We start from the raw sequence: 25,268 nt of genomic DNA, 5'->3' as shown, positions 1-25,268 counted from the left end.
TCCCCCTGTGTCGTTGTGTGGTGTCGTGTGCCGCCCGCCGGCCCCTGCGGTCGGGCTCCCGCGCTATGTCAGAGCAGCGGCAGGATGGACGGCATCAGGTCCTGGAACGTACGGCCGTTGGCCGGGTTGCCGAGGGCCGTCATCGTCCAGCCCGAACCGGAGCGGTGCACCTTCGCCATGATCTGGGCCGTGTACTGGCCGCCGCCGGCGAGCGTGTAGCGGGCGAGCTCCTGCCCGTTGGTCTCGTCGACCAGGCGGCAGAACGCGTTCTGCACCTCCTGGAACGTCTGGCCCGTGAAGGAGTTGACGGTGAAGACGATCTGGTCGATGTGGACCGGGAGGCGGGCGAGGTCGACGAGGATCGCCTCGTCGTCGCCGCCCTGGCCGACACCGCCGACGAGGTTGTCGCCGGTGTGGCGCACCGAGCCGTCGTCGCTCACCAGGTGGCGGAAGAAGACGACGTCGACCGGCTGCTTATCCGCGAACAGGACGGCGGAGGCGTCGAGGTCGATCTCTCGCGTGCGCGAGCCGAACAGGCCGCGCCGGGGAGCCGCCTGCCAGCCGAGACCCATGCGCACCGCGGTCAGGCTGCCGCCGTCGTTCTTCTGCAGACTGATGGCCTGACCCTTGGTCATGTTGACGGTCACGCGCTGATTCCCCTCTCGAACGTCCCCTGTTGCCGCGCAGTCGCGGTTGACCTGAACACTACGCAGGGGCACTGACAGCGACGTAGACCGCTCCGCACTTTGTGTCGGTCTTGCAACACTGCGCGTAGGCGGTCCGCTGTCAGGCCAGTCCCGCCTCCTTCATCTGGCGCAGTTCCTTCTTCATCTCGGAGACCTCGTCGCGCAGTCGGGCCGCGATCTCGAACTGGAGGTCCGCGGCGGCGGCCCGCATGCGCGTGGTGAGTTCCTCGATCTGTTCGGCGAGTTCGGCCGCGGGGCGGTCGGTCGGCACCGTCTCCTTGGCCTTGCCCCTGCCCTTGGCGGGCTTGGCCATCTCGGCCGCCTTGCCGAGGGAGGGCACGGGTGCCTTGGTGCCGCCGCCGTCCTTCCTGGACTTGCGGTAGCCCGAGCCGAGCAGCTGCTCGGTGTCGATGTCCTCGCGGGCGATCTGGGCGACGATGTCGTTGATCTTCTTGCGGAGGGGCTGGGGGTCGATGCCCTTCTCCTTGTTGTACGCGATCTGCTTCTCCCGGCGGCGGTTGGTCTCGTCGATGGCCTTCGCCATGGCCGGGGTGATCTTGTCGGCGTACATGTGGACCTGGCCGGAGACGTTGCGCGCGGCGCGGCCGATGGTCTGGATCAGGGACGTGCCGGAGCGCAGGAATCCTTCCTTGTCGGCGTCCAGGATCGCCACCAGGGACACCTCGGGCAGGTCGAGCCCTTCACGCAGCAGGTTGATGCCGACGAGCACGTCATACTCGCCGGCGCGCAGCTCACGCAGCAGTTCGACGCGGCGCAGGGTGTCGACGTCGCTGTGCAGATAGCGCACCTGGATGCCCAGCTCCAGGAAGTAGTCCGTGAGGTCCTCGGCCATCTTCTTCGTGAGTGTGGTGACCAGGACGCGCTCGTCCTTCTCCGTGCGCTGCCGGATCTCGTGCACCAGGTCGTCGATCTGGCCCTCGGTGGGCTTGACGACCACTTCCGGGTCGACGAGGCCGGTGGGGCGGATGATCTGCTCGACGACGCCGTCGGAGCGGGAGAGCTCGTAGTTCCCCGGGGTGGCGGACAGGTAGACCGTCTGGCCGATGCGCTCCTGGAACTCCTCCCACTTCAGCGGGCGGTTGTCCAGGGCGGAGGGCAGCCGGAAGCCGTGGTCGACGAGGGTGCGCTTGCGGGAGGCGTCGCCCTCGTACATGGCGCCGATCTGCGGGACGGTGACGTGCGACTCGTCGATGACGAGCAGGAAGTCGTCCGGGAAGTAGTCCAGCAGGGTGTTGGGCGGGGAGCCGGGCGAGCGGCCGTCGAAGTGCATCGAGTAGTTCTCCACGCCGGAGCAGCTGCCGATCTGGCGGAGCATCTCGATGTCGTACGTGGTGCGCATCCGCAGGCGCTGGGCCTCCAGCAGCTTGCCCTGCTTCTCCAGTTCCGCGAGGCGCTCGGCCAGCTCCTTCTCGATGTCGTTGACGGCCCGCTCCAGGCGCTCGGGCCCTGCGACGTAGTGGGAGGCCGGGAAGACGTAGAGCTGCTGGTCGTCGCTGATGATCTCGCCGGTGAGCGGGTGCAGGGTGGAGAGCGCCTCGATCTCGTCGCCGAACATCTCGATGCGGACGGCGAGCTCCTCGTAGACCGGGAAGATCTCGATGGTGTCGCCGCGGACGCGGAAGGTGCCGCGGGTGAACGCCATGTCGTTGCGCGTGTACTGGATGTCGACGAAGCGGCGCAGCAGCTCGTCGCGGTCGATCTCCTCGCCGACCCGGAGGGGGACCATGCGGTCCACGTACTCCTGCGGGGTGCCGAGGCCGTAGATGCAGGAGACCGAGGCGACCACGACGACGTCGCGGCGGGTGAGCAGCGAGTTCGTCGCGGAGTGGCGCAGGCGCTCGACCTCCTCGTTGATCGAGGAGTCCTTCTCGATGTAGGTGTCCGACTGCGGGACGTAGGCCTCGGGCTGGTAGTAGTCGTAGTACGAGACGAAGTACTCGACTGCGTTGTTCGGCAGCAGTTCGCGGAACTCGTTCGCCAGCTGGGCGGCCAGGGTCTTGTTCGGCGCCATCACGAGCGTGGGGCGCTGGAGCTTTTCGATCATCCACGCCGTGGTGGCGGACTTGCCGGTGCCGGTCGCTCCGAGCAGGACGACGTCCTTCTCGCCTGCCTGGATGCGCCGGGCGAGGTCGGCGATGGCCGTCGGCTGGTCGCCGTTCGGCTGGTAGGGGCTGACGACCTCGAAGGGCGCCACCGTGCGTTCGATCTGGGAAACGGGCCGCATGGAATCCACCGTACGACCCCGCACTGACAACGCGCTCCGATCAGCGGTTCTGCGGGGTGCGGGACCCTCGGTGCTCCACGGGGCGGCGGGGGCGGAACCGCAGGCGGTGCTCGGGGTACTGGACGGCGGTGTGGGTGTGGGCGGGGATGCCGGGCCGCTGCTCGACGGGGGTGACGGTGGGTTTCCCCATGACCATCAGCGGGTCGAACATCACCACGACGCCCGCGAGCAGCAGGAAGGCGAGCGGGCCGACCAGCATGGGTGCGAGCAGGGCCGCGGGAGACTCTCCCGCGGTAGGTTCGGCCGCGCCGTGGAGGTGGACGCTGAGGGCGGCCATCCCGGTGTAGTGCATGCCGCTGACTGCGAGACCCATGACGAGGCTGGCGCCCACGCTCCACAGGAATCCCCTGACCTGGCCGGCCGCCCACAGGGCGGCGGTGGCGGCGCCCATGGCGATCACGACGGAGACGCCGACGGTGAAGGTGTTGTACTCCAGCTTCCCGTCCAGGCGCATGCTGGCCATGCCGAGGTAGTGCATCGACGCGATGCCCAGGCCGGTGATGGTGCCCCCGGTGAACAGGGCCGTTCCGCGGGCTCCCCGGTAGCCGACGATGAAGATCCCGATGCCCACCATCACGATCGCGACGGCCAGGCTCGCGAAGGTCATCGACTTGTCGTAGTGGATCGGGGTCCCGTGCACCGTGAAGCCCATCATCGCGATGAAGTGCATGGTCCATATGCCGGAGCCGATGGCGGCCGAGCCGAGGGCGAGCCAGCCGGGGCGCCAGGACTGGGCGACGAGCATGGACCTGGTGGTGCAGCGCAGGCCCAGGGCCCCGCCCAGACAGGCCATGAGGTAGGCCACCAGGGGTGTGACCAGGCCGTAGCTGAATCCGTCGACCGTGCCCTGCATGCGCGGCTGCCCTTCCCGCCCTTTGCGTCCCGGAATTCCTGATGTGCGCCCCCTCCCAGGACCGCACGAGCGGTCAGGGTTGACGCAGAGAGTATGACCCCCACCGGAATGGTCGAACGACTTTCCGGCAAAGAAACACGGCCTTGCCGCAGTTGTGCGGCACCAGTGAGCGGAGTTGGGTCATCTCCGTTCAACGTGTGGCCATCCTGTACCCCTCTCGCGTTGACCCTCTGCTGTCACAGTGGTGCTGTCTGTGACGTTTGATCGCTCGACGCGAGGAGTACGCATGCACGCGCGCGCTGTTGCCGCCTCGACCACCGCACTCCTGGGGACCGCCGCCCTCCTGTTCCCCGTCTCCCCCGCGCGGGCGGCCGGCGGCGGTGCGTCGCCGCTGGTCATCGCGCACCGCGGGGCCTCCGCGTACGCGCCCGAGAACACGCTGGCCGCCGTGGACAAGGCGGCGGAGCTGGGCATCCGCTGGGTGGAGAACGACGTCCAGCGGACCAGAGACGGCGAGCTGGTCGTCCTCCACGACGACAACCTGCGGCGCACCACCGACGTCGAGGAGGTCTTCCCCGACCGGGCCCCCTGGAAGGTGAGGGACTTCACCGCCGCCGAGATCGCCCGTCTCGACGCGGGCAGCTGGTTCGGCCCCGCGTACGCGGGCGCGCGCGTGCCGACGCTGGAGCAGTTCGTGCACCGCGTCGAGCACCATCACCAGAAGCTTCTCCTGGAGATCAAGAACCCGGAGCTGTACCCGGGCATCGAGCGGCAGACGCTGAAGGTCCTCAGCAACGAGGGCTGGCTCGACCGGCCCCATCTGGCGGGCCGGCTGATCGTGCAGAGCTTCAACGCGGACAGCGTGCGGACGGTGCACGAGCTGAAGCCCGGTGTGAAGACCGGGTTCCTGGGGACGCCGCCCGTGTCGGACCTGCTGGACTACGCCGGCTTCGCCGACCAGATCAACCCCTCGCACCGCTCGCTCTCCCCCGCCTACGTGGCCTCGGTGCAGGCGTTCGACGGGCCGCACGGCAGGCCGATGGAGGTCTTCACCTGGACGGTCGACGACGCGGCGACGGCCCAGCGGGTCGCCGGATACGGCGTCGACGGGATCATCACGAACAAGCCGGACGTGGTGCGCAAGGCCGTGCGCGGGTGATCCGTCGTCCGTCGGGACGGCGTTGTCAGTGGCGGGTCGTACCGTGGGCGCATGGAGAGTCAGGAGCCGGTGGAGCCGCGGGTCGTGTGGGCGGTCGTGGAGAGCGCGATCGGGCCGTTGCTGCTGGCCGCCGGCCGGGACGGCCTGGTCAACGTCGTGTTCCACGCCACGGACGAGGTGCGGGACCGGGCGGTCGAGCGGCTGGCGTCGCGGCTCGGCACCGAGCCCGTCGAGGCGCCCGGCTCCCCGCTGCTGGCCGAGGCGATACGGCAGTTCGAGGCGTACTTCGCGGGTGAGCGCCGCGACTTCGACCTCCCGCTGGACTGGTCGCTGATCTCGGGCTTCAACCGGGAGGTCCTGCGCGAGCTCGCCTCGGGCGTGCCGTACGGCACGGTCGTCGGGTACGGCGATCTGGCCGGGCGGGTCGGCCAGCCCGGCGCCGCCCAGGCCGTGGGCACGGCCATGGGCGCCAATCCGCTGCCGGTGGTGGTGCCCTGTCACCGGGTCGTCGAGAGCGGCGGCGGCATCGGCGGCTTCGGGGGCGGGCTGGAGACCAAGCGGAAGCTGCTCGCCCTGGAAGGGGTCCTGCCCGAGCCCCTGTTCTGAGGCACGGGCCCGGTCAGTCGTAGTGCCGCGCCTCTCAGTCGTAGTGCCGCGCCTCGAAGACGTTGCCGTCCGGGTCGCGGAAGTAGAAGCTGCGCGTGGCCTTGCCCCGTGCTCCGAAGGAGTCGTACGAGAGGTCCGACACCGGTACGGAGCGCTCCTCCAGGCGGCCGAGGAGGGCGTCGAAGTCGCCGCGGGGCAGCGACAGGCAGACGTGGTTGACGGGGTGCCCCGCGCTGTCGGCGGCGCCGGGGAGCATCGTCATGCGTGCCGCGAAGGTCAGCGGCATGAGGTCGAGGATGGTCGCGTCGTTGACGCGGACGGAGGGGAACGGCACCTCCCCGGCGGCGAACTCGGTGAGCCTGAGTGCCTTCAGGCCGACGGCCTTCTCGTAGAAGTCGGCGGCGGCGAGCGGGTCGCGCACCCAGAGGACGACGTGGTCGAGACGTGGTGTGTGGTCCGTCATGCACCCCAGGCTCGTGAGGTCTGTGACAGCCCGCAAGGGTTTGGCCCGGCGCGCCGCCCGCCAGAGATGAGGAAGACCGACTGATCGACTGACAGGAGGCGGGCGCGTGGTGCTGGTGGTGTCCGAAGAAGTGCGGGAGGCGATCGACGCGCGTCGGCCCGTGGTGGCCCTGGAGTCCACGATCATCGCCCATGGGCTGCCCCGGCCCCGCAACCTCCAGGTGGCGTCGGAGCTGGAGACGGCCGTGCGGCAGGAGGGCGCGGTGCCCGCGACCATCGCCGTCCTGGACGGGCGGCCCCATGTCGGGCTGGACAAGGAGCAGCTGGAGCGGGTCGCGAACGAGAACGGGATCCGCAAGCTGGGCCATCGCGATCTGCCGCTCGCGGTGGCGTCCGGGGCGAGCGGGGCGACCACGGTGTCAGCGACGGCGCTGCTGGCCGCGCTGGCGGGCGTCCGGGTGTTCGCGACGGGTGGGCTCGGCGGGGTGCACCGGGAGTGGACGGTGACGCAGGACGAGTCGGCCGACCTGGGGCTGCTGGCGCGGGCGCGGATCACGGTGGTGTGTGCCGGGGTGAAGTCGATCCTGGACGTGCCGTCGACCCTGCAGCGGCTGGAGACCCTGGGTGTCGCGGTGGCCGGTTACGGCACCGACCGGTTCCCGGGCTTCTATCTGTCGGACTCGGGGCATCCGGTGGACTGGACGCTGCGGACGCCGGAGCAGGTGGCGGGCGTCATGCGGGCCCAGGACGCGCTCGACGGGCCCGAGTCGGCCCTGATCGTCGCGAACCCCGTCCCCGAGGAGGAGCAGCTCGATCCGGAGCTGCACGCGCGCGTGCTCGCGGACGCGCTGCACGCGTGCGAGGACGAGGGGATCACCGGCCAGGCGGTCACCCCGTTCCTTCTCGACTATCTGGTCCGGCACACCGACGGCGCCTCCCTGAGCGCCAACCTGGCGGCGGTCCGCGGCAACGTGCGCCTGGCGGCGCGGATCGCGGCGGCCTGGGCTCGGGGATGAACGGGGCCGGGGTCGGCGACGGGGGGCGCGGGGGGCGCTGGTCTGAGGGCAGCGGAGGCCCGGCAGAGCGTGGCGAGGGCTCAGCGAAGGGTGGCAGGGGCTCCGCGGACGGTCGCGGAGGCTCGACGAGGGCCGGAGCTTCGCCGGGGGAGGCCGGGACGCGGCCGGGAGAGGCCGGAACGCGGCCGGAAGGAGCCGGAACCCCCTCGGAAGGGGCCGGAACGCGGCCGGGAGGGGCCGCAGCAGGGTCGGTCGCGGCCGCAGCGAGGTCGGCCGAGGCCTCAGCAGGGTCGGCGAGGCGCGGCGCGGATTCCGTGGCAGGCCGGGCATTGCTCGTCGTCGGGGACGTCATCACCGATGTCGTCGCCCGTCACCGCGGGCCGCTCGCCGTCGGCACGGACACGGCTGCCTCCATCCGCATGGTGCCGGGCGGGGCGGGCGCCAACGTGGCGTGCTGGGCCGCGCACCGGGGCGCTGCGGAGGTGCGGCTGCTCGGGCGTGTGGGGGCGGAGGCTGCCGCCTGGCACGAGCGTGAGCTGATGGCCCAGGGCGTCAGTCCCCGGCTCGTCGTCGACCCGCAGGCTCCGACCGGGACGGTGATCTGCCTGGTGGACGGGGGTGCTTCGGCGGAGCGGACGTTCCTCACCGACAGCGGCGCGTCGCTGCGGCTCGAACCGGCCGACTGGTCGGACGCGCTGCTCGACGGAGTCGCCCGGCTTCACCTGTCGGGCTACCTGCTGTTCTCCGAACCGAGTCGCGCCCTGGTGACGGTGGCCCTGAACGCCGCACGCGCGCGTGGAGTGCCGGTGAGTGTGGACCCGGCGTCGGCCGGCTTCCTCGGGGAGTTCGGCGTCGAGCGGTTCCTGGCGCTCGTCGAGGGCGTGGACGTACTGCTGCCCAGCCGCGACGAGGCGTGCCTGCTGACAGGGCTGACCGACGCGAGCGCGGCGGCTGCCGAACTGAGTCTGCGCATCCCGCTGGTCGTCGCCAAGCAGGGCCACGAGGGAGCGCTCGTGGCCCGCTCGGGGCGGGTGTGCGCCCGCGTCCCCGCCGTACCGGCCACGGCACGGGACACCACGGGTGCCGGTGATGCCTTCACGGGTGCGTTCCTCGCCGCGCTCCTCACGGGGGCGGGGCCGAAGGAGGCGGCGCGGGAGGGCTGCCGGGCGGGAGCGCTGGCGGTGGAGCGGGTGGGCGGCAGACCGCCCGTACCGGGCTGACGGTGCGTACCCGACTGACAGACGCGGCCCGGTTCACGGCGCCTCCGACTGTTTGCGCCCCCACGCCGAGATCATCGGTGCCGTCGTCAGATCAAGCGCCCCGGACGTGACGTTCACCAGATGCCGGTCGATCTCCTGGTCCGTGGCGAGGCCCGCGGTCACCAGCTGGTCGCGGATCTGGCGGATGGTGACGGACTCCAGGGCCGCGCAGGCCGGCGAGACGAGGGGGAAGTAGGCGTCCGCGTGGACCCGGGTCAGACCGGCCTCCCGGAGCTGGCGCGGGAGAGTGCGGCCGCAGGGGAGTTCGGTCCCGCGGTCGGCGAGCAGCTTGCGGAAGCCCTGCCGCAACCGGTTCGCGAGCTGCTGCTCGGGCCCGTACTCGTCGGGGCAGAGCAGGGGCTGGAGGCCGGGGTCGGCGTCCTCGACGAGGAGCCGACCGCCGGGGCGCAGGGCCCTGACCATGGACCGCAAGGCCTGCTCCCGGTCGGTGACGTGGACGAGGGCGAGGCGGGCGTGCACCAGGTCGAAGCCCTCCCCCGGCGGGTCCTGCGCGCCGAGGTCGTGGACGCGCACCTCGACGGGCGGCCGGGCGGCCGGGGCGAGCCGTGCGGTGTCGGTGTCGGTCGCGACGACGCGTCCGGTCGGTCCCACCTTCTTCGCCAGCCAGGACACCACGGAGGTGCCGGCACCGACCTCCCAGCACCGCCAGCCGGACCCGATGCCGAGCGCTTCGAGATGCCGGAACGTCGTGGGGTCGAAGAGCGCGGCGAAGGCGCTGAAGTGTTCTGCCGCCTCGGGCCGCCGGTTGTCGAGGAGGTACCCATCGGTTCGTGTCATGCCGCGATCATCCCAGTTGCCCCACTTGTCGGTAATGGTCGACGCACCGGTATGAAGAACCGCGTCAACGCTCCGGCGCCGAGAACCGCTCCGCAGCCCGCACACGTCGATGTATCGGGGCGTCGGCGCGGCGTTGTCCACAGCCGGGAACCAAGCGGAACGAGCCGTTTCCACAGGCTTACCCGCAGCTCACGTCGGCCTGGCAGACTGACGCGCCAAGGCGCAGGAACGGCGCGAGGAGTTCCACGCAAGGAGATGCGGATGTCCATGGCAGGGAATCTGCGGAAGGTCACGAGCCTCGGCGGGGTCGGCGGCCTCCGCAGGGTGGCCCGGCTGGCCCGGCGACGCCCGCGCGTCGACCTGAGCCACCCGGCCCGGTCCCCGCTGGGCTCCTCGGTGGTGAACTGCGTGACGTACCGGGACGGCGTCCGCATCCCCGCTCGCGGCGATCTGGTGGACGTCGTGGAGCGGGTGCGCAAGCACCGGGAGGGCTTCGTCTGGCTCGGTCTGCACGAGCCGACGGACCGGGAGTTCGCGGGCATCGCCGAGCTCTTCGACCTCCACCCCCTGGCGGTGGAGGACGCCGTCGAGGCCCACCAGCGCCCCAAGCTGGAGCGCTACGGCGAGACGCTCTTCGCGGTGTTCAAGACGGTCTGCTACGTGGAGCACGAGGAGCTCACGGCCACCAGCGAGGTGGTGAACACCGGCGAGATCATGGTGTTCGTCGGCCACGACTTCGTGATCACGGTGCGGCACGGCCGGCACGGCTCGCTGGGTCCGTTGCGCGAGGAGCTGGAATCCGACCCTCAGCAGCTCGCCAAGGGCCCGTCCGCGGTGCTGCACGCGATCGCGGACCATGTGGTCGACGACTATCTGAGCGTCACGGACGCGGTGCAGGAGGACATCGACCAGGTCGAGACGGACGTGTTCGCGGCGGACGGCGCGCGGGCGGACCCGGGGCGCATCTACCAGCTCAAGCGTGAACTGCTGGAGCTGAAGCGGGCGGTGGTGCCGCTCAGCCGGCCGCTGGAGGAGCTCGCCACCCGGCCGATCCGCGCGGTCGACCCCGAGATACAGGCGTACTTCCGTGATGTCTCGGACCACCTGCTGCGGGCGAAGGAGCAGATCGCCGCCTTCGACGAGCTGCTCAACTCCATCCTGCAGGCGCACCTCGCGCAGGTCACGGTCGCGCAGAACGAGGACATGCGGAAGATCACGGCGTGGGCCGCGATCATCGCCGTGCCGACGATGGTCTGCGGGGTGTACGGCATGAACTTCGACCACATGCCGGAGCTGCACTGGAGGTACGGCTACGGCATGGTCCTCGGCGTGATATCCGTCGCGTGCCTGGCGCTGTACCGGGCGTTCCGGCGCAGCGGGTGGCTCTGAACAAGGGGTGACCTGCGCGAGAGCCCTGCGGGCCCTGTGGGGGTGGCCTACGGAGTGGTTCTGGCGTAGACGCTCTCGGCCCAGGAGGCGATCTGGTCGTGCGCCAGGTGCCGGGCGAGGTCGGCTTCGCTGATCATGCCGACCAGGCGCTTGTCCTGGATGACGGGCAGCCGGCGGATCTGGTGTTCCTGCATCTCGCGGAGCACCTCGCTGACATCGGCGTCCGCGTCGATCCAGCGGGGGGTGCCCTTGGCCATCTCGCCCGCGGTGACCCTGGCGGGGTCGTGGCCCATGGCGACGCAGCCGACGACGATGTCGCGGTCGGTGAGGATGCCGCAGAGCCGCTCGTTCTCGTCGCTGATGGGCAGGGCGCCGACGTTCAGTTCGCGCATGAGCTGGGCGGCGCGGTCGAGGGTCTCGTGGGCGGGGATCCACTGGGCGCCGCGGTGCATGATGTCTCCGGCGGTGGTCATGGGGTACCTCCCGGTGCCGGACGGCCGGCGCGGCGCCGGACGCACCGCGAGTCCCGGCGCCCTTCATTCCCGCCATTCTCGCCGCGCCGGCGGATGCCCGCACACGGGACGCCGTCCTCGCCGAGTGACGCGCACGCGGCCCCGCGCCGACGCACCGCACGCAGCCGCGCCACGCCCCACGCGCCTCACCGTGGCTTCCCCGGCCGCCGGACCGGACTGCCGCTCAGCCACCCCACGCGGGGTGGCGAGGATCGTCGGCCCGTACCAGGACGTCGGCCGTGCCCGCCGGGTCGGTCTCCTGCTCGTAGCGCTCGAAGGCCGGCAGGGTCCAGTGCTCGGCCTCGGGCGTGCGGCGGCGCAGGGCGCCCGGGGAGAGCAGGACGTGGACGCTCAGATCAAGAGGGAACCAGTGCCGAAGGAGGAAGGGTCCGTGCAGCAACAGGAAGCCGCCTGGCGGGAGTTGGACGTAGGGGCTGCGGGTCGCCCGGTCCGCGGCCGGGTCCCACAGGTCGGGCAGGACGCGGCCGTCGCCGTCGGCGTCGAGGGGGCCGAACACCTCGCGCCACAGGGCGCCGGTGTCGTACCAGCCGCTGTAGTAGGCCTCGACGTCCCGGTGGCCGTACTCCAGGCGCACGGAGGCGGGGCGCAGGAAGCCGTCCGTTCCCACCACGAGCGAGGAGCGGCCGCGCACGCGCAGCGCTTCCGAGACCCGCTGGGCGAGGTCGCCCGGGCGGGCTGCCGGGGCGCCGTCGAAGGCGATGCGCGGCCAGGGACTGCCGTCGGCGGGCTCCAGGTCGAGCAGGCGCTCGGCGAGCAGGTCGCCGAGCCGGTCCCAGGTGATCGCTTCGAGTCGCACACGGCCCATGATGCGTCAGGCCGCTGCGGGGCGTCCCGGCGGCCGCCATCGTCTCCCGCGGCGCACGTGGTGCCCACTGTCGTCAGGGGGAATGAACCCCGTATGGCCCCTCGCGCAACGCTCCCGCCGCTCCCCGGACCGCTCGTCTTCCAGCCCCTGAAGCGGCGGCACTGCGCCGAGTGCCGGCGGGGGCCGCTGCCGCTGCTCGTCCTGGAGGACAGTGCCCCGCGTTGCCTCGACTGCGCCGACCTCGGACATCTGGTGTTCCTGCCGCGCGGCGACACGGCGCTGACGCGCAGGGCGCGGGAGGAGAGCACGCTGTCGGCGGTGGTCGTGCGGTTCAACCGGCGCAAGAGCCGTTACGAGCGGCAGGGCGTCCTGGTCGAGGAGGCGGCGCTCGCCAGGGCCGAGCAGCGGTGTCTCGCGGACGCGGAGGCGCGACGGCGGCGCCGGATGCGGGACGCGCGGCGGCGGGAGGCTCAGGACGAACTGTTCGCTCAGGCGTTCGCGAGGGAGATACGGCGGCTGTTCCCGGGGTGCCCGCCCGACCGGGCGCGGGCCATCGCCGCGCACGCCTCGGAGCGGGGCAGCGGCCGGGTGGGGCGCAGCGCGGCGGGGCGGGCGCTGACCGAGGGGGCGGTGACCTCGGCGGTGGTGGCGTCCGTACGGCATCTGGACACGCCGTACGACCGGCTGCTGATGAGCGGTGTGCCGCGGCACGAGGCGCGGCGACGGATATCGGCGGCGGTGGAAACGGTGCTGAGGGGGTGGACCGAGGCGGGGCTCGGTTCCGCGGGGTGACATGAGGGGCGCCGGGCACGGCTGTTCGGTGGACGCCAGGGCGCTGGACGCTGCCGTATGTCCCCGCGCCGCTCGGCCATGGTCGCCGGGATCGTGCGGGATTTCACTTGTGGTGAGGCAGGGTGCCGGGCAGGATCCCGGCTCGACGGGCGGGAGAAGCTGACATGATCGACGGACCGTACTTCTGGCTGACGGTGCTGGGTGTGCTCGGGACCGGCCTGGTGGCCGGGGTGTTCTGCGGCTTCTCGACCTTCGTCATGCGGGGCCTCGCCGAGCTGCCGCCCGCGCAGGGGGTCGCCGCGATGAAGGCGATCAACGTGGCCGCGGTGACACCGCCGTTCATGGCCGTGTTCCTCGGCTCTGCCGTGCTGTGCGCGGTGATAGCCGTGGTGACGTTCGTACTGTGGCCGGAGGAGGGGACGGTGGAGCTGCTGGTGGGCAGCGCGCTGTACCTGTTCGGCTCGTTCGGGCTCACCATGGTCGCGAACGTGCCGCGCAACGACGCGCTGGCCAAGCTGGAGCCGGGCACGTCGGAGGCGGCCGCGTACTGGCCGGCGTACGTGCGCGAGTGGACGATGTGGAACCACGTCCGCACGGTCGCCTCGGCCGGGGCCGCCCTGGCGTACGTGCTTGCTCTCACCTGACACCCGCGCCATACGGCGATAGGCACCGGCCCGGAGGCGGACGTATCGTGGCGAAAGGAGTGCCGCACGTGCCGCCCGACGACGCACGGCCTGTCACACGCGTACGCAAGGAAGACGGCCATGGCCGATCCCAAGGGTTTCATGACCACGCCCCGCCAGGACTGGCCGCGCAGGCCGGTCGAGGAACGGGTGCGGGACTGGAACGAGGTCTATGTCCCCGGGGCGCTGCTGCCGATCATCGGCAAGCAGGCCGATCGCTGCATGGACTGCGGCATCCCCTTCTGCCACGAAGCCTGTCCGTTGGGCAATCTGATCCCCGAGTGGAACGACCTGGTGTCGCGGGAGGACTGGCGGGCCGCCGCCGACCGGCTGCACGCCACGAACAACTTCCCGGAGTTCACGGGCCGGTTGTGCCCGGCGCCGTGCGAGGCGGGGTGCGTGCTGGCGATCAACCAGCCGGCCGTCACGATCAAGAACGTCGAGTGCGCGATCGCCGACCGGGCGTGGGAGGAGGGCTTCGCACCGCCGCGTCCGCCGGAGCGGCTGTCCGGCAAGACGGTCGCGGTGATCGGTTCGGGCCCCACCGGGCTGGCCGCGGCCCAGCAGCTGACCCGGGCCGGGCACACGGTCGCGGTGTACGAGCGGGACGACCGGCTCGGCGGGCTGATGCGGTACGGCATCCCCGCGTTCAAGATGGAGAAGCACCATCTGGAGCGGCGGCTGGAGCAGATGGGCGCCGAGGGGACCAAGTTCCGCACGTCGACGGCGGTCGGGCGGGACATCGGGGCCGACGAGCTGCGGACCCGATACGACGCCGTGGTGATCGCGACCGGGGCGACGGCATGGCGTGAACTGCCTGTTCCAGGACGTGAGTTGACGGGGATTCACCAGGCGATGGAGTACCTGCCGCTGGCCAACCGGGTCTGCGAGGGCGACCTGGAGTCGTCCCCGCTGTCGGCCGCCGGGAAGCACGTGGTCATCGTCGGCGGCGGCGACACCGGGGCGGACTGCCTGGGCACGGCCGTACGGGAGGGCGCCGCGTCCGTGACGCAGCTGGACATCTACGCGCTGCCGGGCGCCGAGCGCGACGAGGACACCGAGCCCTGGCCGACGTATCCGGTGCGGCTCTACCGGCTGTCCGCCGCGCACGAGGAGGCGCGTGACCTGCGGACCGCGCCGGTGGCCGACGCGGACGCGCGGCTGTTCGCGGCGTCCACGCTGCGCTTCGAGGGTGACGCGGAGGGGCGTGTGCGGTCGCTGCACCTGGTCGAGGTGGACGCGCGGCGCCGCCCGGTGGACGGCACCGGGCGCACGCTCGCCGCCGACCTGGTGCTGCTCGCCCTCGGCTTCACCGGGCCCGACCGGCGGGACGGGCTCGTCGACCAGCTGGGGCTGGAGCTGGACCCCCGCGGCACGATCGCGCGGGACGCCGCTTTCGCCACGAACGTGCCCGGCGTGTTCGCCGCGGGGGACGCCGCCCGCGGCCAGTCGCTCATCGTCTGGGCGATCGCCGAGGGTCGGGCGGTGGCGGCAGCAGTCGACCGTCATCTGACGGGCAGTTCGACGCTGCCGGCCCCGATCGGCCCCTACGACCGGCCCATGACGGTGTAGCCGCCGATCGGCCCGTACGACCGGCCCATGGCCGTGCAGCAGACCCGGATCACCGCTCGTCCGTCCCCGCCACCTTCGCCGTGGACAGCGCCACCCGGTTCCACGTGTTGATCGTGAAGATCAGGGCGAGCACCTGGGCCAGTTCCCGCTCGTCGAACTGCGCGGCGGCCTCGGCGTAGACGTCGTCCGGGACACCGGCGTCGGCGACCAGCGTCACCGCCTCCGTGAGGGCGAGGGCCGCCTGCTCCCGCTCGGTGAAGAAGTGGCGGGCCTCGCGCCACACGGCGACCATGTGCAGCCGGTCCTCGCTCTCGCCGGCCTTGCGGGCGTCGTTGGTGTGCATGTGGAGGCAGTACGCGCAGTGGTTGAGGTGCGAGGCGCGGATCTGGATCAGTTCGACGAGGGACGGGTCGAGGCCCTCCCGGGCGGCGGCGTCGAAGGCGATGAGGGCCCGGAAGGCCTTCGGGGCGGACTTGGCGAACTCCAGCCGGGGCGCCTTCACGGGGGTGGTGTGCGTGCTCGTGTTCGTCGTCATGCCGTTCAACCTACGGGCCGGAAAGACCCACTGTAGGGTGCATTTCCGTGGCGAATTCCTGGGTCAATTCGGCGGAGGGGATCGGGTCCGACCTGCATCTGGAGCTGACCGGTCCGGGGAGTCGGCGCGCGGCGCTGATCCGGGCCCTTCGGGAGGCCGTGCGCAGCGGACGGCTCGCCCCGGGCACGCGGCTGCCGCCGTACCGCTCGCTCGCCGCCGACCTCGGCGTGGCCCGCAACACGGTCGCCGACGCGTACGCCGAACTCGTCGCGGAGGGCTGGCTGACCGCCCGTCAGGGCTCGGGCACGCGGGTCGCGGAGCGGGCGGAACCGCTGCGGCCCGCCGCCCGCCTGCCCAAGAAGTCGCCTGCACGCGCGCGTGGCCCCCGGCACGACCTGACGCAGGGCACCCCGGACGTCTCGGCGTTCCCGCGCGCCGCCTGGCTGGCCTCCTACCGCAGGGCGCTGCAGCAGGCGCCCAACGAGGTGTTCGGGCCGGGCGACCCTGCCGGCCGGGTGGAGCTGCGGGAGGCGCTCACGGAGTACCTGGCACGCGCGCGGGGCGTGCGGACGGAGCCCGGCAGGATCGTGATCTGCTCCGGCTTCGCGCACGCGCTGCGGCTGCTGTTCGGCGGGGGTGTCCTGCGCGGGCCTCTCGCGGTGGAGGCGTACGGGCTCGGGTTCCACCGGGAGGTCCTGGCCGCCGCCGGTGTGCGGACCGTGCCGCTGCCCCTCGACGAACACGGCGCGCGGGTCGACCGGTTGGGGCGCGAGCGGGCCGTGCTGCTCACGCCGGCGCACCAGTTCCCGACGGGCGGCCCACTGCACCCCGCGCGCCGGGCCGCCGTCATCGACTGGGCACGCGCACGGGACGGGCTGGTCCTGGAGGACGACTACGACGGAGAGTTCCGCTACGACCGCAAGCCCGTCGGCGCCGTCCAGGGGCTCGACCCCGAGCGCGTGCTCCACATCGGCTCGGTCAGCAAGAGCCTGTCACCGGCGGTGCGGCTGGGCTGGATGGTGCTCCCGGAGCGGTACGTCGACGCCGTACGGGCCGTCAAGGGGGACCGGGAGGCGTGGGCGAGCGTCCTCGACCAGCTGTGCCTGGCGGACTTCATCACGTCGGGGGCGTACGACCGGCACGTACGGCGGATGCGGCAGCGGTACCGGAGCCGCCGGGACCGGCTCGTCACGGCGCTCGCCGAGCACGCGCCGCACATCGAGGTCACCGGTGTCGCGGCCGGGCTGCACGCCGTGCTGCGGCTGCCGCCCGGCACCGAGGCGTCGGCGGTCAAGGCCGCCGCCTGGCAGGGCATCGCCCTCGACGGCCTCGCCGCGTTCCGGCACCCGGAGACGGACATGGCGGCGGGCGACGGCCTCGTCGTCGGGTACGCGACGCCCTCCGAGCACGCCTACGGGCCGGCCCTGGAGGCGCTGTGCGGTGCACTGCCGCCGCCCTGACCGGCCCGTCACACACCCGGGGCTACGGCTTGCGGGCCACCGCCCCGTACCCCGGGATGATCCCGTCGTCCTGCCCGGGCACGGGCTCGCCCAGTTCGGGGTGCCAGCGGTGGGGCACCTCGACACCGGGTTCGACGAGGTCGAGGCCGTCGAAGAAGCGGGTGAACTCCGCGCGGGAGCGCAGGGCCAGGGTGACGCCGGCGGCGCGCAGCTTCTCGGTGGCCGCCTTCGACTCCTCCGGAGTGAAGTCGGCCGTCGCGTGGGTGATCACCAGGTAGCTGCCGGAGGGCAGTTCGGCCAGCAGCCGGCCGACCAGGTCGTGCGCGCCGTCCTCGTCGGGGACGAAGTGCAGCAGCGCGATCAGCGACAGCGCGACGGGCCGGGTGAAGTCCAGGACCTTCCTCGCGCCCTCCAGGATGGCGTCCGGGTCGCGGACGTCGGCCTGGAGGTACTCGGTCGCCCCCTCGTCCGTGCCGCGCAGCAGGGCCGCCGCGTGGGCCAGCACGATGGGGTCGTTGTCGCAGTAGACGACCCGGGCGTCGGGGGCGATCTCCTGGGCGACCTGGTGGAGGTTGGGCTCGGTCGGGATGCCCGTGCCGATGTCCAGGAACTGGCGTACGCCGCTGTGGGCCAGCCAGCGCGTGGCCCGGTGCATGAACGCGCGGTTGACGCGCGCCATCACCGGCACCCTGGGGTCGAGGCCGAGCATCTGACGGCCCATCTCCTCGTCGACCGGGTAGTTGTCCTTCCCGCCGAGGTACCAGTCGTACATCCGCGCGGGATGGGGTCTGGTCGTGTCGATCCTGACGGCCGAGGTGGGGCCCTGCCCGGTCATGAGGCACTCCGTAAGACACAGAGGGTGGTCAATTCAGCACCACCGATAGGAAATCGACAGGAAGTCGAGCGAGAGAAACCGCACCACATCAGGACAGCAGGAAGTCCGCCTCCCCTGCCTTCGCCCCCTCGATGAAAGCCGTCATCTCGGCGGTGGTGTAGATCAGCGCCGGACCGTCCGGGTCGGTGGACTGGCGGACCGCGATCCGGCCGTCGGCGAGCTTCATCGCCTCCAGGCAGTTGCCTCCGTTGCCGCCGCTCCACGGCTTGTGCCAGCCTTCGCTGCCCAAGTCGCGCGCGGGCATGCCGTTGTAGACGTGTTTGCGCGGCTTGATGCGATCCATTCACAGCTCCTTGCGGAGATCCCGGAGGATCTCCTTCGTGCGATGTGCCGTAGCGGCCTGCGCCGCCATGCGGTCCATGACCTCGAGGTGGGTCGCCACCTCGGCGCGCGCGTCGAGGTAGACCGCGCCGGTCAGGTACTCGCTGTAGACCATGTCCGGCAGTTCGGGCATGGCGAATCGGAACAGCACGAACGGCCCGTACGTGCCCGGGTGCGGCCCGCTCGCGAACGGGGCGATCTGCAGCGTGACGTTGGGCAGCTCCGTGGCCTCGAGCAGCCTGTCGATCTGGGGCCGCATCACCTCCGGCCCGCCGACCGGCCGCCGCAGCGCGGTCTCGTCCATCACGACCCACAACCGGGGCGCGTCCTCGCGGGTGAGCAGGTCCTGGCGCTGCATACGCAGGGCGACATGGCGCTCGATGTCCTCGGGGCTGGTCTGGCCGATGGCGCCGGAACGGAGCACTCCGCGCGCGTACTCCTCGGTCTGCAACAGGCCGGGCACGAAGTGCGGTTCGTAGCTGCGGATGACGCTGGCCGCGCCCTCAAGGCTCACGTACATCGAGAACCAGCCGGGCAGGATGTCGTGGAAGCGTTGCCACCAGCCGGGTTTGTTCGCTTCCTCGGCCAGATGGACGAAGGCGTCGGCCTCCTCGTCGCAGATTCCGTAGGCCTTCAGGAGCAGCTGCAGGTACGGGATTTTGAGCGCGACCTCGGCCATCTCCATACGGCGGACCGTGGCGGGGGCGACGCGGAGGATGCGGGCGGCCTCCTCGCGCTTCATCCCGGCGCGTTCCCGCAGGTCCAGCAGGCGCCGGCCGAGGACGACCTGCCCGACAGTCGGCGCGGACCGCGGTTCGCTCACGCTCCACCTCCACCAAGAGTTCTGACGAGCCGGCCACAAAAGAACGCTGACAGCCCTGCGGCGCCATTCGAAGACCTTTTCGAAGTGCCGATCCGAACGATTCTTTCGAACGAATCTTCGACGATCTCAACTGGCGCCGCGCGGGGTGCTGTTGCGAGCAGTGTGCCACGGCCTTCCAGACCGTCACACAGCACTCTGCAATTTTCAGAGTGACACTTGCCAAGTGTTCTCGGCGGGGCGATAGTGGCAAGCGTGATTCCGTCCCCGCCCTTAGGAACAGACGCCGCCGCAGGCCTTCCCGGCCTCGGTGCCGGAGACGGTCCCCTCGGGGCCGCCGCCGCGCGCCGGTTCCGTTTCGAGCTGGCCGCGCACCCGGGTTCCCCCGCACAGGCCAGACGGCTGACGCGGGCCCGGCTGACCGGCTGGTCGGTGTGCGAGGACACGTGCGACAGCGCGGCCCTGGTGGTGTCCGAGCTGGTCACCAACGCCATCGTGCACACGGCGAGCACGCAGATCGTGTGCGAGCTGCACGACGGTGACGACCTGGTGCGGATAGCCGTGCGCGACGAGGGCTGCGCCCCGGGCCAGCCGCATGCCGCCGCGCGGACACGGCCCGAGGAGGAGCACGGGAGGGGACTGCTTCTCGTCGACGCCCTCTGCCACGCCTGGGGGGCTCATGAACACGGCCCCGGACTGCTGGTCTGGGCCGAGCTGCCGCGCACGACGGAGGCTCCGCGCGATCCCGCCGGGCCCCGGGACGACCTGGGCTGGGGCACCCGCCCGAAGCCGGGCCCGTCCGACGACTCGGGCGACCGGAACCAGAACGGCGACCGGGATCAGAACGGGAACCGGGCCCAGAACGACAACCGGGAGCAGAGCGGGAACCGGGAGCAGAGCGGGAACCGGGCCCAGAACCGCCACCGGGACCAGAACAGCAACCAGGACCAGAACAGCAACCTGCGCCAGAACGGCAACCGCGACCAGCACCGGGCGCGCGACGCCCGGAGCGCGTCGGAAGTCCCGGCTCAGCAGCGGCACCGCGAGCGAGGCCCGGCATGAGCCCCGGCCCCGGTGGCCGCGTGCTGAACCTGGACACCCTGGCCCGCCTCCGGCGCGGGCTGCGCACGCCGGGCCCCGCCCTGCGCCTGCCGGTGCCGGAGGGCATGACCGCCCCGCTCGGCTGCGACGCGGTCGCCGTACCCGCCCGTTTCGGCCCGCTGGTCATGCCCCGGCTGCCCCGGGTCGGCTGTGTCTACGCCGACGGAACGACCTGGTGGTGGCTGGTGCCGTCGGACTCCGACCACGCCCTGGAGTGGCCGGCCCCCACGCACTACGCCACGGGCGCGGTCGTCCCGGACGCCCCGGAGATCCCCGACCTGATCCACCGCCCGGACGGCACGCTTCCGTACACCCCGCCGATACCGCTCTACCTGGCCCTGTGCCGGGTGACCGGGACGTCTCCGGCCTGGTCGCGGTCGGTCAGCGCGTAAGAACCGGGAACAACCGGCCGGCACCCAACACCCGAGCAGCAGCTCAGCACCATCAGCAGCTGAACAACACCGCACCACCACCCCACCACTCCGCGCCACCCCGCGCCGTCCCGTGTGGTCTTCGGCCAGGTCGTGCGCCCGCGCGCATCCGGCGCCCCGGGCTGCGCCCTGCCCGGGCGGGCACCGCACCGCAATAGTGACCGTTCATCCATGAACGGGCCACGAGCGGGAGGTCGGTCGACGGTGGCGAAGAAGCGGACCGCGCCGGAGGTGTCCGAGTCGGAGCGGCTGCTCTTCGGCGGGCCGCTGCGCTACGACATGGGCTGGAACCAGCACGCCGACGCGTTCCTGGAGCTGAACTTCCGTGCCATGATCACGCGGCTGCCGTCCCTGCTGGCGTCCAGCCTCCGGCTCGCCCGGCAGGCCGACAGGGGCGCCGCGCGGGTCGTCCTGGCCGCCGAGGCGGGCCGGGGCGTGGCCCAGGCTGTGGCGCTGCTCGCGGTCAACAGCGTGCTGGCCCGGCTGATGGGCGACGGCGCGATCGAGGACCGGCTGCGCGGAGCCGTCCCCGCGCTGGTCACGGTGGCCGTCGTCATGCTGCTCGCGGCCCTGCTGCGGGCCGCGAGCACGTATGCCACCGGCCGGCTGGAGCCGAAGGTGGAGCGGGTCGCGACCGAGCAGTACCTGGAGCGGGCCGCGGCCGTGGAGCTGGCCGCGATCGAGGACCACGCCTTTCACAAGCTGCTGGACACCGCGCAGTACGGCGCCGCCTCCGCCCGCCGCATGATCGCGTACGGGACGCGGGTGATCAACGCGATGATCTCGCTGGTCGCGGCCGCCGGCGTGCTGACCGTGCTGCACCCTGCCCTGCTGCCGCTGCTGGTCACGATGACGCTGCCGAGCGCCTGGAGCGCGCTGACCGTCGCCCGGCGGCGCTACGAGTCCTTCCACGCCTGGGTGCAGCACGCCCGCGCCGGACGGCTGCTCGGCAACCTGCTCATCGAGCCCGAGGCGGCCCCCGAGATCCGGGTGCACGGAGTGGGCTCCTTCCTCCTGCGGCACTTCCGCGCGATGTCGGAGACCGCGGAGGCCGAGCAGGCCCGCCTCGCCCGGCTCGCCGCCCGCACCGGTCTGATCGCGGCGGCGTGGACGGGCCTGGCGACCGTGGCGACGTACGCGACGCTCGGCGGGCTGCTGCTGGCGGGGGCGATGGCCCTGTCGGTGGCGGGTACGGCCGTGATCGCGATCCGGACCGGCTCGCAGAGCCTCGACACGCTCGTGGTGGAGGTCAACGCGCTGCACGAGGAGGCGCTCTTCGTCGGCGACCTGCACCGGCTGTACGCGGAGGCGGCGCAGCGGGCGATTCCCGAGGGCGGCCGGCCCCTGCCGGAGAACCCGCGGGAGATCCGGTTCGAGAACGTCACGTTCCGCTACCCGGGGGACTCCGCGCGTCCCGCCCTCGACGACGTGACCCTCACCCTCCCGCTGGGCCGGATCGTGGCACTGGTCGGGGAGAACGGCTCCGGCAAGACGACCCTGGTCAAGCTGCTCGCCGGGCTCTACACCCCGGAGAAGGGGCGGATCCTGTGGGACGACGTGGACGCGGCAACCGCCGACCGGCACCTGCTGGCCGAGCGCATCGCGATGGTCGCGCAGGACTTCAAGAGGTGGCCGTTCACGGCCCGCGTGAACGTCGCCCTGGGACGTACGTCGGCGCCCGTCTGCGAGGAGCGGCTGGCCGCGTCGATCGCCGAGGCCGGGGCGGAGACGGTGGTCGCCGACCTGCCGCGCGGGCTGGACACGCTGCTGGCCCGCAACTTCAGCGGCGGGCACGAGCTGTCGGGCGGCCAGTGGCAGCGCCTCGGCATCGCCCGGGCGGCCTACCGCAGGGGCCGCATCCTGATCGTGGACGAACCGACGGCGGCCCTGGACGCCCGGGCCGAACTGGAGGTCTTCGAGCGGATCCGCGCCCTGGCCGACAGCGGCCAGACGGTCGTGCTGATCACGCACCGGCTGGCGTCCGTGCGCCATGCGGACCTGGTGCACGTGCTCGACCAGGGCCGGCTCGTGGAGTCCGGGACGCCGGAGGAGCTGCTCGCCACCGGCGGGCTCTACGCCGAGCTGTACGCGCTCCAGGCGGAGCAGTTCGCGAAGGCCCCCACGACCGTCACGCCGGTCACGCCGGTCCCGAAGGTGCCGGCGCCGAAGGCGGGCTGAGCCGAGAGGTCACGCCGTGGCGTCGGGAGGTCATGCCGTGGCGTCGGCACCGTCCCCGCTGCGCACGATCACCAGGAACATGTCCGTCGCGAGGTCCATGACGACCTCCGCGGGCAGGCCCTCCAGACGCCGCGCCTGCGCGAACTCCTCCGCCGGCCAGGAGCCACGCGGCCCACCGGCGGGAAAGCGCTCGAGCACCGTTCGCCCGTTCACCCTGCACCTCCATGTAGCGCTGTACTCGTAGAGTTAAACGCCAACCATGGGGTGAACGGCTCGCGAAGTGACGGTTCTGAGACGTAGTTGACACGCGTTCACCGTCAAGTGTGAGCAAAGTCTCAGCCGCTTGGCTTATTTCCTCACTTTGCGTGTCAGTCTTCGTACTCGTCGTGATATCGGATGCGCTCACTTCCCGCAGGCGCCCCAAGAGCCGAAGCGCGCCCCTTGGGCTCCTCCCACTCTTCCTGGCGGCCCAGTGCGGTGAGGTCGAGCAGGCTGGTGGTCGAGCCGAGGCCGTCGAGGCCGCGCTCGTACGTCGAGTACGTGTGGAAGACCCGGTCGCGATCCCGCAGGAAGCAGCTGAGGCCGGGCCGCTCGACGAGTTCGCCGTCGCGTTCGAGGGTCACCTCGAAGTCGCGGTTGAAGTCGCCGCCGTAGGAGGAGTACCAGGGCACCGCCCAGCCCATCCGGGCCTTGAACGGCAGGATCTTCGGGTACGGGGCCCGGGACACGGCCGCGAACGACGTACCACGGGCCGCGAGATGGGCGAGATGCCCGATTTGGTCAAGGAATCCGGAGCAGCTGGGGCAGCCGGCGTCCCACTCCGGCGCGAACATGAAGTGGTAGACGACCAGCTGCTGCCGGCCCTCGAACAGGTCGAGCAGGGTGGCCTTGCCGTCCCCGCCCTCGAAGACGTACTCCTCCCCGACCTCCACCATGGGCAGTCCGCGCCGCTCGGCGTTGAGCGCGTCCCGCGCGCGGGTGAGGGCCTTCTCCTTGACCAGCAGGTCCGCGCGCGCCGCGCGCCACTGCTCGCGGGAGACGATCTCCGGAAGCGACATGGGGCCCCTCCTGTGACAACGGTCCGTCCCGGGTGGTGACCGGCGGGACGGGTGGAACTCATCGCTGCCCGGGAGGTTTTTTTCGGGACTCGGCGCCGTGCCGAGCGACCGGCCTCCGGGAGGTCAGGTGTCGTACTCCTGGATGCGCCGGCCGTGGCCGCGGTCGACGAGCGCGGGCAGGCGCTCCCGAAGCTCCCGCACCACCGCCGGCACGTCGATCGTCAGCAGTTCCCGGTCGCGCATCAGGATCCGTCCGTCGACGATCGTGGTGCGGACGTCGGCGGAGCGGGCGCTGTGCACGAGGGTCGCGGCGAGGTCGTGGACGGGCTGGGTGTGCGGGCCGCTGAGGTCGACCAGGACGATGTCCGCCCGGCGGCCCGGCGCGATGCTGCCGACGTCGTCCCCCAGTCCCACGGCCCGGGCGCTCTGCAGGGTGGCGTGGTGCAGGGCCTCGCGGGAGGTCAGCCACCGCGGGTCGCCCTCGGCCGACTTCTGGACCAGCGAGGTGAGGGCCATCGCCTCCCACACGTCGAGGGAGTTGTTGGAGGCGGCCCCGTCGGTGGCGAGTCCGACGTCGACGCCGATGGCGCGCAGGGCGCGCACGGGTGTGGTGTCGGGCCAGGCGAACTTGAGGTAGCCGCGGGGCGCGGTGGCCACGGCCGTACGACGGTCCGCCTGCTCCATCAGGGGCAGGTCGGGGTCGGTGATGCCGGTGCCGTGGGCGAGGAGCAGGTCCGTGTGGAGGATCGTCGTACGGTCCAGGACCTCGATCGGGGTGACGCCGTGGCGGGTGAGGCTGGTGTCGGTCTGGTCCCGGTTCTCGGCGGCGTGGAGGTGCACGGGCAGGCCGTACGTACGGGCGAGCTCAGCGGTGGCGGTGAGGTCGTCGTCGTCGACCGTGTAGGGGGCGTGGGGTGCCAGGGCGGTGGTGATGCGGCCGTCGGCCGTGCCGCGGTGGCGCAGCGCGAACTCCAGTGACCGCTCCCGGCCTTCAGGCCCCTGCGAGGAGAAGAACGCCTCCCCGAGCAGGGCCCGCATGCCGCACTCCGCGACCACCCGCGCCACCCTGTCCATCGCGAAGTAGTGGTCGGCGAAGCAGGTGACGCCGCCGCGGATCATCTCGGCGCAGGCGAGCCGCGCCCCCAACTCCACGTGCTCGGCCGTGAGGTTGGACTCGACGGGCCAGACGACGTCGTTGAACCACTCCTCGATGGGCAGGTCCTCGGCGAGGCCGCGCAGCGCGACCATCGGCGCGTGCGTGTGACAGTTGATCAGGCCGGGCAGGGCGACCTGGCCCCGGGCGTCGATCCGCTCGGCGGCGGGCAGACCGGCGGCCTCGGCGGTGGTCGTGACCGCCTCGACGGCCCCGTTCCGTACGACGATCGCGGCGTCCTCCGCGAACCCGATCCGCTCTTGATCGTCGTGCACGAGGACGGTACATGCGCTGATGATGAGCTCGGCGGGACTGTCCGCGGCAGAAGGCGTCATCACGCCAACGTACGACGACGTCGTAGGGCGGCATGAGCCGAACCGCACATCCCGTCGCGGCTC

The 25,268-nt window shown here is 71.8% G+C and carries 25 protein-coding genes and 1 pseudogene; 12 read left to right on the top strand and 14 right to left on the bottom strand.

What is annotated here, in order from left to right; genetic code table 11:
* Positions 1-68 precede the first annotated feature (68 nt).
* The 3 genes from ABZ386_RS04805 to ABZ386_RS04795 form a co-directional block, all read right to left on the bottom strand.
* Positions 69-647, bottom strand: coding sequence for a TerD family protein (locus ABZ386_RS04805; RefSeq protein ID WP_114251411.1), 579 nt, complete (start codon positions 645-647; stop codon positions 69-71).
* Between the two features lie 139 nt (positions 648-786).
* Complete coding sequence (gene uvrB / locus ABZ386_RS04800) at positions 787-2,931, bottom strand: excinuclease ABC subunit UvrB (RefSeq protein ID WP_351331614.1); 2,145 nt, start codon at positions 2,929-2,931, stop codon at positions 787-789.
* A gap of 40 nt (positions 2,932-2,971) precedes the next feature.
* Entirely contained in the window at positions 2,972-3,844 is an 873-nt protein-coding gene (locus ABZ386_RS04795) for an MHYT domain-containing protein (protein WP_351331616.1), read from the bottom strand.
* 286 nt (positions 3,845-4,130) lie between these two features.
* On the opposite strand from ABZ386_RS04795, the gene ABZ386_RS04790 reads away from it, so the two are divergent.
* Together ABZ386_RS04790 and ABZ386_RS04785 are read left to right on the top strand one after the other, a co-directional pair.
* Positions 4,131-5,003 (top strand): glycerophosphodiester phosphodiesterase family protein, encoded by an 873-nt coding sequence (locus ABZ386_RS04790; protein WP_356669479.1) that lies wholly within the window; start codon positions 4,131-4,133, stop codon positions 5,001-5,003.
* 51 nt (positions 5,004-5,054) lie between these two features.
* Positions 5,055-5,609, top strand: a complete 555-nt coding sequence (locus ABZ386_RS04785; RefSeq protein ID WP_356669481.1) for a methylated-DNA--[protein]-cysteine S-methyltransferase — start codon at positions 5,055-5,057, stop codon at positions 5,607-5,609.
* A gap of 34 nt (positions 5,610-5,643) precedes the next feature.
* Here ABZ386_RS04785 and ABZ386_RS04780 read toward each other — a convergent pair whose 3' ends face one another.
* Entirely contained in the window at positions 5,644-6,072 is a 429-nt protein-coding gene (locus ABZ386_RS04780; RefSeq protein WP_351331621.1) for a VOC family protein, read from the bottom strand.
* Between the two features lie 106 nt (positions 6,073-6,178).
* On the opposite strand from ABZ386_RS04780, the gene ABZ386_RS04775 reads away from it, so the two are divergent.
* Together ABZ386_RS04775 and ABZ386_RS04770 are read left to right on the top strand one after the other, a co-directional pair.
* Positions 6,179-7,087: a pseudouridine-5'-phosphate glycosidase gene (locus ABZ386_RS04775; RefSeq protein ID WP_358963609.1), complete on the top strand. Its 909-nt coding sequence runs from the start codon at positions 6,179-6,181 to the stop codon at positions 7,085-7,087.
* 314 nt (positions 7,088-7,401) lie between these two features.
* On the top strand, positions 7,402-8,307 hold the full coding sequence (locus tag ABZ386_RS04770; protein WP_358963606.1) for a sugar kinase: 906 nt from the start codon (positions 7,402-7,404) through the stop codon (positions 8,305-8,307).
* Between the two features lie 33 nt (positions 8,308-8,340).
* Here the strand turns inward: ABZ386_RS04770 and ABZ386_RS04765 are convergent, their stop codons facing one another.
* Positions 8,341-9,144 (bottom strand): methyltransferase domain-containing protein, encoded by an 804-nt coding sequence (locus ABZ386_RS04765; RefSeq protein ID WP_351331627.1) that lies wholly within the window; start codon positions 9,142-9,144, stop codon positions 8,341-8,343.
* A gap of 261 nt (positions 9,145-9,405) precedes the next feature.
* Between ABZ386_RS04765 and ABZ386_RS04760 the strand changes: the two genes are divergently transcribed.
* Complete coding sequence (locus ABZ386_RS04760; protein ID WP_351331629.1) at positions 9,406-10,533, top strand: magnesium and cobalt transport protein CorA; 1,128 nt, start codon at positions 9,406-9,408, stop codon at positions 10,531-10,533.
* A gap of 47 nt (positions 10,534-10,580) precedes the next feature.
* Here ABZ386_RS04760 and ABZ386_RS04755 read toward each other — a convergent pair whose 3' ends face one another.
* Together ABZ386_RS04755 and ABZ386_RS04750 are read right to left on the bottom strand one after the other, a co-directional pair.
* Entirely contained in the window at positions 10,581-11,006 is a 426-nt protein-coding gene (locus tag ABZ386_RS04755; RefSeq protein ID WP_351331631.1) for a CBS domain-containing protein, read from the bottom strand.
* A 223-nt stretch (positions 11,007-11,229) separates the two neighbouring features.
* Positions 11,230-11,871, bottom strand: a complete 642-nt coding sequence (locus ABZ386_RS04750) for a uridine kinase (protein ID WP_351331633.1) — start codon at positions 11,869-11,871, stop codon at positions 11,230-11,232.
* Between the two features lie 93 nt (positions 11,872-11,964).
* Here ABZ386_RS04750 and ABZ386_RS04745 point away from each other — a divergent pair, with 93 nt between their 5' ends.
* The 3 genes from ABZ386_RS04745 to ABZ386_RS04735 all read left to right on the top strand — a co-directional run bounded on the left by ABZ386_RS04745 (position 11,965) and on the right by ABZ386_RS04735 (position 14,918).
* Positions 11,965-12,663, top strand: coding sequence for a DUF2293 domain-containing protein (locus ABZ386_RS04745; RefSeq protein ID WP_351331635.1), 699 nt, complete (start codon positions 11,965-11,967; stop codon positions 12,661-12,663).
* 164 nt (positions 12,664-12,827) lie between these two features.
* Positions 12,828-13,307, top strand: a complete 480-nt coding sequence (locus ABZ386_RS04740; RefSeq protein ID WP_351331637.1) for an anthrone oxygenase family protein — start codon at positions 12,828-12,830, stop codon at positions 13,305-13,307.
* 120 nt (positions 13,308-13,427) lie between these two features.
* Positions 13,428-14,918: a glutamate synthase subunit beta gene (locus ABZ386_RS04735; protein ID WP_355726998.1), complete on the top strand. Its 1,491-nt coding sequence runs from the start codon at positions 13,428-13,430 to the stop codon at positions 14,916-14,918.
* A 49-nt stretch (positions 14,919-14,967) separates the two neighbouring features.
* Here ABZ386_RS04735 and ABZ386_RS04730 read toward each other — a convergent pair whose 3' ends face one another.
* A complete protein-coding gene (locus ABZ386_RS04730; RefSeq protein ID WP_355727000.1) occupies positions 14,968-15,453 on the bottom strand; it encodes a carboxymuconolactone decarboxylase family protein in 486 nt (161 codons plus the stop codon).
* A 47-nt stretch (positions 15,454-15,500) separates the two neighbouring features.
* Between ABZ386_RS04730 and ABZ386_RS04725 the strand changes: the two genes are divergently transcribed.
* Positions 15,501-16,913 carry a PLP-dependent aminotransferase family protein gene (locus ABZ386_RS04725; protein ID WP_358963602.1) on the top strand — a complete coding sequence of 471 codons (1,413 nt, stop codon included), beginning with the start codon at positions 15,501-15,503 and terminating at the stop codon, positions 16,911-16,913.
* Between the two features lie 22 nt (positions 16,914-16,935).
* On the opposite strand, the gene ABZ386_RS04720 is transcribed toward ABZ386_RS04725, so the two are convergent.
* The 3 genes from ABZ386_RS04720 to ABZ386_RS04710 form a co-directional block, all read right to left on the bottom strand.
* The gene (locus tag ABZ386_RS04720) at positions 16,936-17,748 is read right to left on the bottom strand and encodes an SAM-dependent methyltransferase (RefSeq protein WP_358963599.1); all 813 of its coding nucleotides are present in this window, start codon (positions 17,746-17,748) and stop codon (positions 16,936-16,938) included.
* Between the two features lie 88 nt (positions 17,749-17,836).
* Complete coding sequence (locus ABZ386_RS04715; RefSeq protein ID WP_030246665.1) at positions 17,837-18,091, bottom strand: DUF397 domain-containing protein; 255 nt, start codon at positions 18,089-18,091, stop codon at positions 17,837-17,839.
* Positions 18,092-18,952: a helix-turn-helix transcriptional regulator gene (locus ABZ386_RS04710; RefSeq protein ID WP_358963597.1), complete on the bottom strand. Its 861-nt coding sequence runs from the start codon at positions 18,950-18,952 to the stop codon at positions 18,092-18,094.
* Between the two features lie 243 nt (positions 18,953-19,195).
* On the opposite strand from ABZ386_RS04710, the pseudogene ABZ386_RS04705 reads away from it, so the two are divergent.
* The 3 genes and pseudogenes from ABZ386_RS04705 to ABZ386_RS04695 all read left to right on the top strand — a co-directional run.
* Positions 19,196-19,765, top strand: a pseudogene (locus tag ABZ386_RS04705) (ATP-binding protein); the annotation flags it as partial.
* Between the two features lie 242 nt (positions 19,766-20,007).
* Entirely contained in the window at positions 20,008-20,442 is a 435-nt protein-coding gene (locus ABZ386_RS04700; RefSeq protein ID WP_355716608.1) for a hypothetical protein, read from the top strand.
* Positions 20,443-20,652: 210 nt separating this feature from the next.
* The gene (locus ABZ386_RS04695; RefSeq protein ID WP_358963594.1) at positions 20,653-22,659 is read left to right on the top strand and encodes an ABC transporter ATP-binding protein; all 2,007 of its coding nucleotides are present in this window, start codon (positions 20,653-20,655) and stop codon (positions 22,657-22,659) included.
* Between the two features lie 30 nt (positions 22,660-22,689).
* Here the strand turns inward: ABZ386_RS04695 and ABZ386_RS04690 are convergent, their stop codons facing one another.
* The 3 genes from ABZ386_RS04690 to ABZ386_RS04680 form a co-directional block, all read right to left on the bottom strand.
* The gene (locus tag ABZ386_RS04690) at positions 22,690-22,872 is read right to left on the bottom strand and encodes a hypothetical protein (RefSeq protein ID WP_003989511.1); all 183 of its coding nucleotides are present in this window, start codon (positions 22,870-22,872) and stop codon (positions 22,690-22,692) included.
* 155 nt (positions 22,873-23,027) lie between these two features.
* Positions 23,028-23,717: a DUF899 domain-containing protein gene (locus ABZ386_RS04685; RefSeq protein WP_356501373.1), complete on the bottom strand. Its 690-nt coding sequence runs from the start codon at positions 23,715-23,717 to the stop codon at positions 23,028-23,030.
* Between the two features lie 123 nt (positions 23,718-23,840).
* Entirely contained in the window at positions 23,841-25,205 is a 1,365-nt protein-coding gene (locus tag ABZ386_RS04680) for an amidohydrolase (protein ID WP_358963591.1), read from the bottom strand.
* Positions 25,206-25,268: the final 63 nt, after the last annotated feature.

It is taken from the genome of Streptomyces sp. NPDC006140, from assembly GCF_040628815.1.
GTDB lineage: Bacteria > Actinomycetota > Actinomycetes > Streptomycetales > Streptomycetaceae > Streptomyces.
Note: the sequence above shows the minus strand (reverse complement) of the source record. Positions and strands in the feature narration are given on the sequence as shown.

Coding starts and splice junctions, on each gene's coding strand:
- uvrB (WP_351331614.1), bottom strand. CDS start 2,931: ATGCGGCCCGTTTCCCAGATCGAACGCACGGTGGCGCCCTTCGAGGTC.
- ABZ386_RS04795 (WP_351331616.1), bottom strand. CDS start 3,844: ATGCAGGGCACGGTCGACGGATTCAGCTACGGCCTGGTCACACCCCTG.
- ABZ386_RS04790 (WP_356669479.1), top strand. CDS start 4,131: ATGCACGCGCGCGCTGTTGCCGCCTCGACCACCGCACTCCTGGGGACC.
- ABZ386_RS04785 (WP_356669481.1), top strand. CDS start 5,055: ATGGAGAGTCAGGAGCCGGTGGAGCCGCGGGTCGTGTGGGCGGTCGTG.
- ABZ386_RS04780 (WP_351331621.1), bottom strand. CDS start 6,072: ATGACGGACCACACACCACGTCTCGACCACGTCGTCCTCTGGGTGCGC.
- ABZ386_RS04765 (WP_351331627.1), bottom strand. CDS start 9,144: ATGACACGAACCGATGGGTACCTCCTCGACAACCGGCGGCCCGAGGCG.
- ABZ386_RS04760 (WP_351331629.1), top strand. CDS start 9,406: ATGTCCATGGCAGGGAATCTGCGGAAGGTCACGAGCCTCGGCGGGGTC.
- ABZ386_RS04755 (WP_351331631.1), bottom strand. CDS start 11,006: ATGACCACCGCCGGAGACATCATGCACCGCGGCGCCCAGTGGATCCCC.
- ABZ386_RS04750 (WP_351331633.1), bottom strand. CDS start 11,871: ATGGGCCGTGTGCGACTCGAAGCGATCACCTGGGACCGGCTCGGCGAC.
- ABZ386_RS04745 (WP_351331635.1), top strand. CDS start 11,965: ATGGCCCCTCGCGCAACGCTCCCGCCGCTCCCCGGACCGCTCGTCTTC.
- ABZ386_RS04740 (WP_351331637.1), top strand. CDS start 12,828: ATGATCGACGGACCGTACTTCTGGCTGACGGTGCTGGGTGTGCTCGGG.
- ABZ386_RS04735 (WP_355726998.1), top strand. CDS start 13,428: ATGGCCGATCCCAAGGGTTTCATGACCACGCCCCGCCAGGACTGGCCG.
- ABZ386_RS04730 (WP_355727000.1), bottom strand. CDS start 15,453: ATGACGACGAACACGAGCACGCACACCACCCCCGTGAAGGCGCCCCGG.
- ABZ386_RS04720 (WP_358963599.1), bottom strand. CDS start 17,748: ATGACCGGGCAGGGCCCCACCTCGGCCGTCAGGATCGACACGACCAGA.
- ABZ386_RS04715 (WP_030246665.1), bottom strand. CDS start 18,091: ATGGATCGCATCAAGCCGCGCAAACACGTCTACAACGGCATGCCCGCG.
- ABZ386_RS04700 (WP_355716608.1), top strand. CDS start 20,008: ATGAGCCCCGGCCCCGGTGGCCGCGTGCTGAACCTGGACACCCTGGCC.
- ABZ386_RS04695 (WP_358963594.1), top strand. CDS start 20,653: ATGAACGGGCCACGAGCGGGAGGTCGGTCGACGGTGGCGAAGAAGCGG.
- ABZ386_RS04685 (WP_356501373.1), bottom strand. CDS start 23,717: ATGTCGCTTCCGGAGATCGTCTCCCGCGAGCAGTGGCGCGCGGCGCGC.
- ABZ386_RS04680 (WP_358963591.1), bottom strand. CDS start 25,205: ATGACGCCTTCTGCCGCGGACAGTCCCGCCGAGCTCATCATCAGCGCA.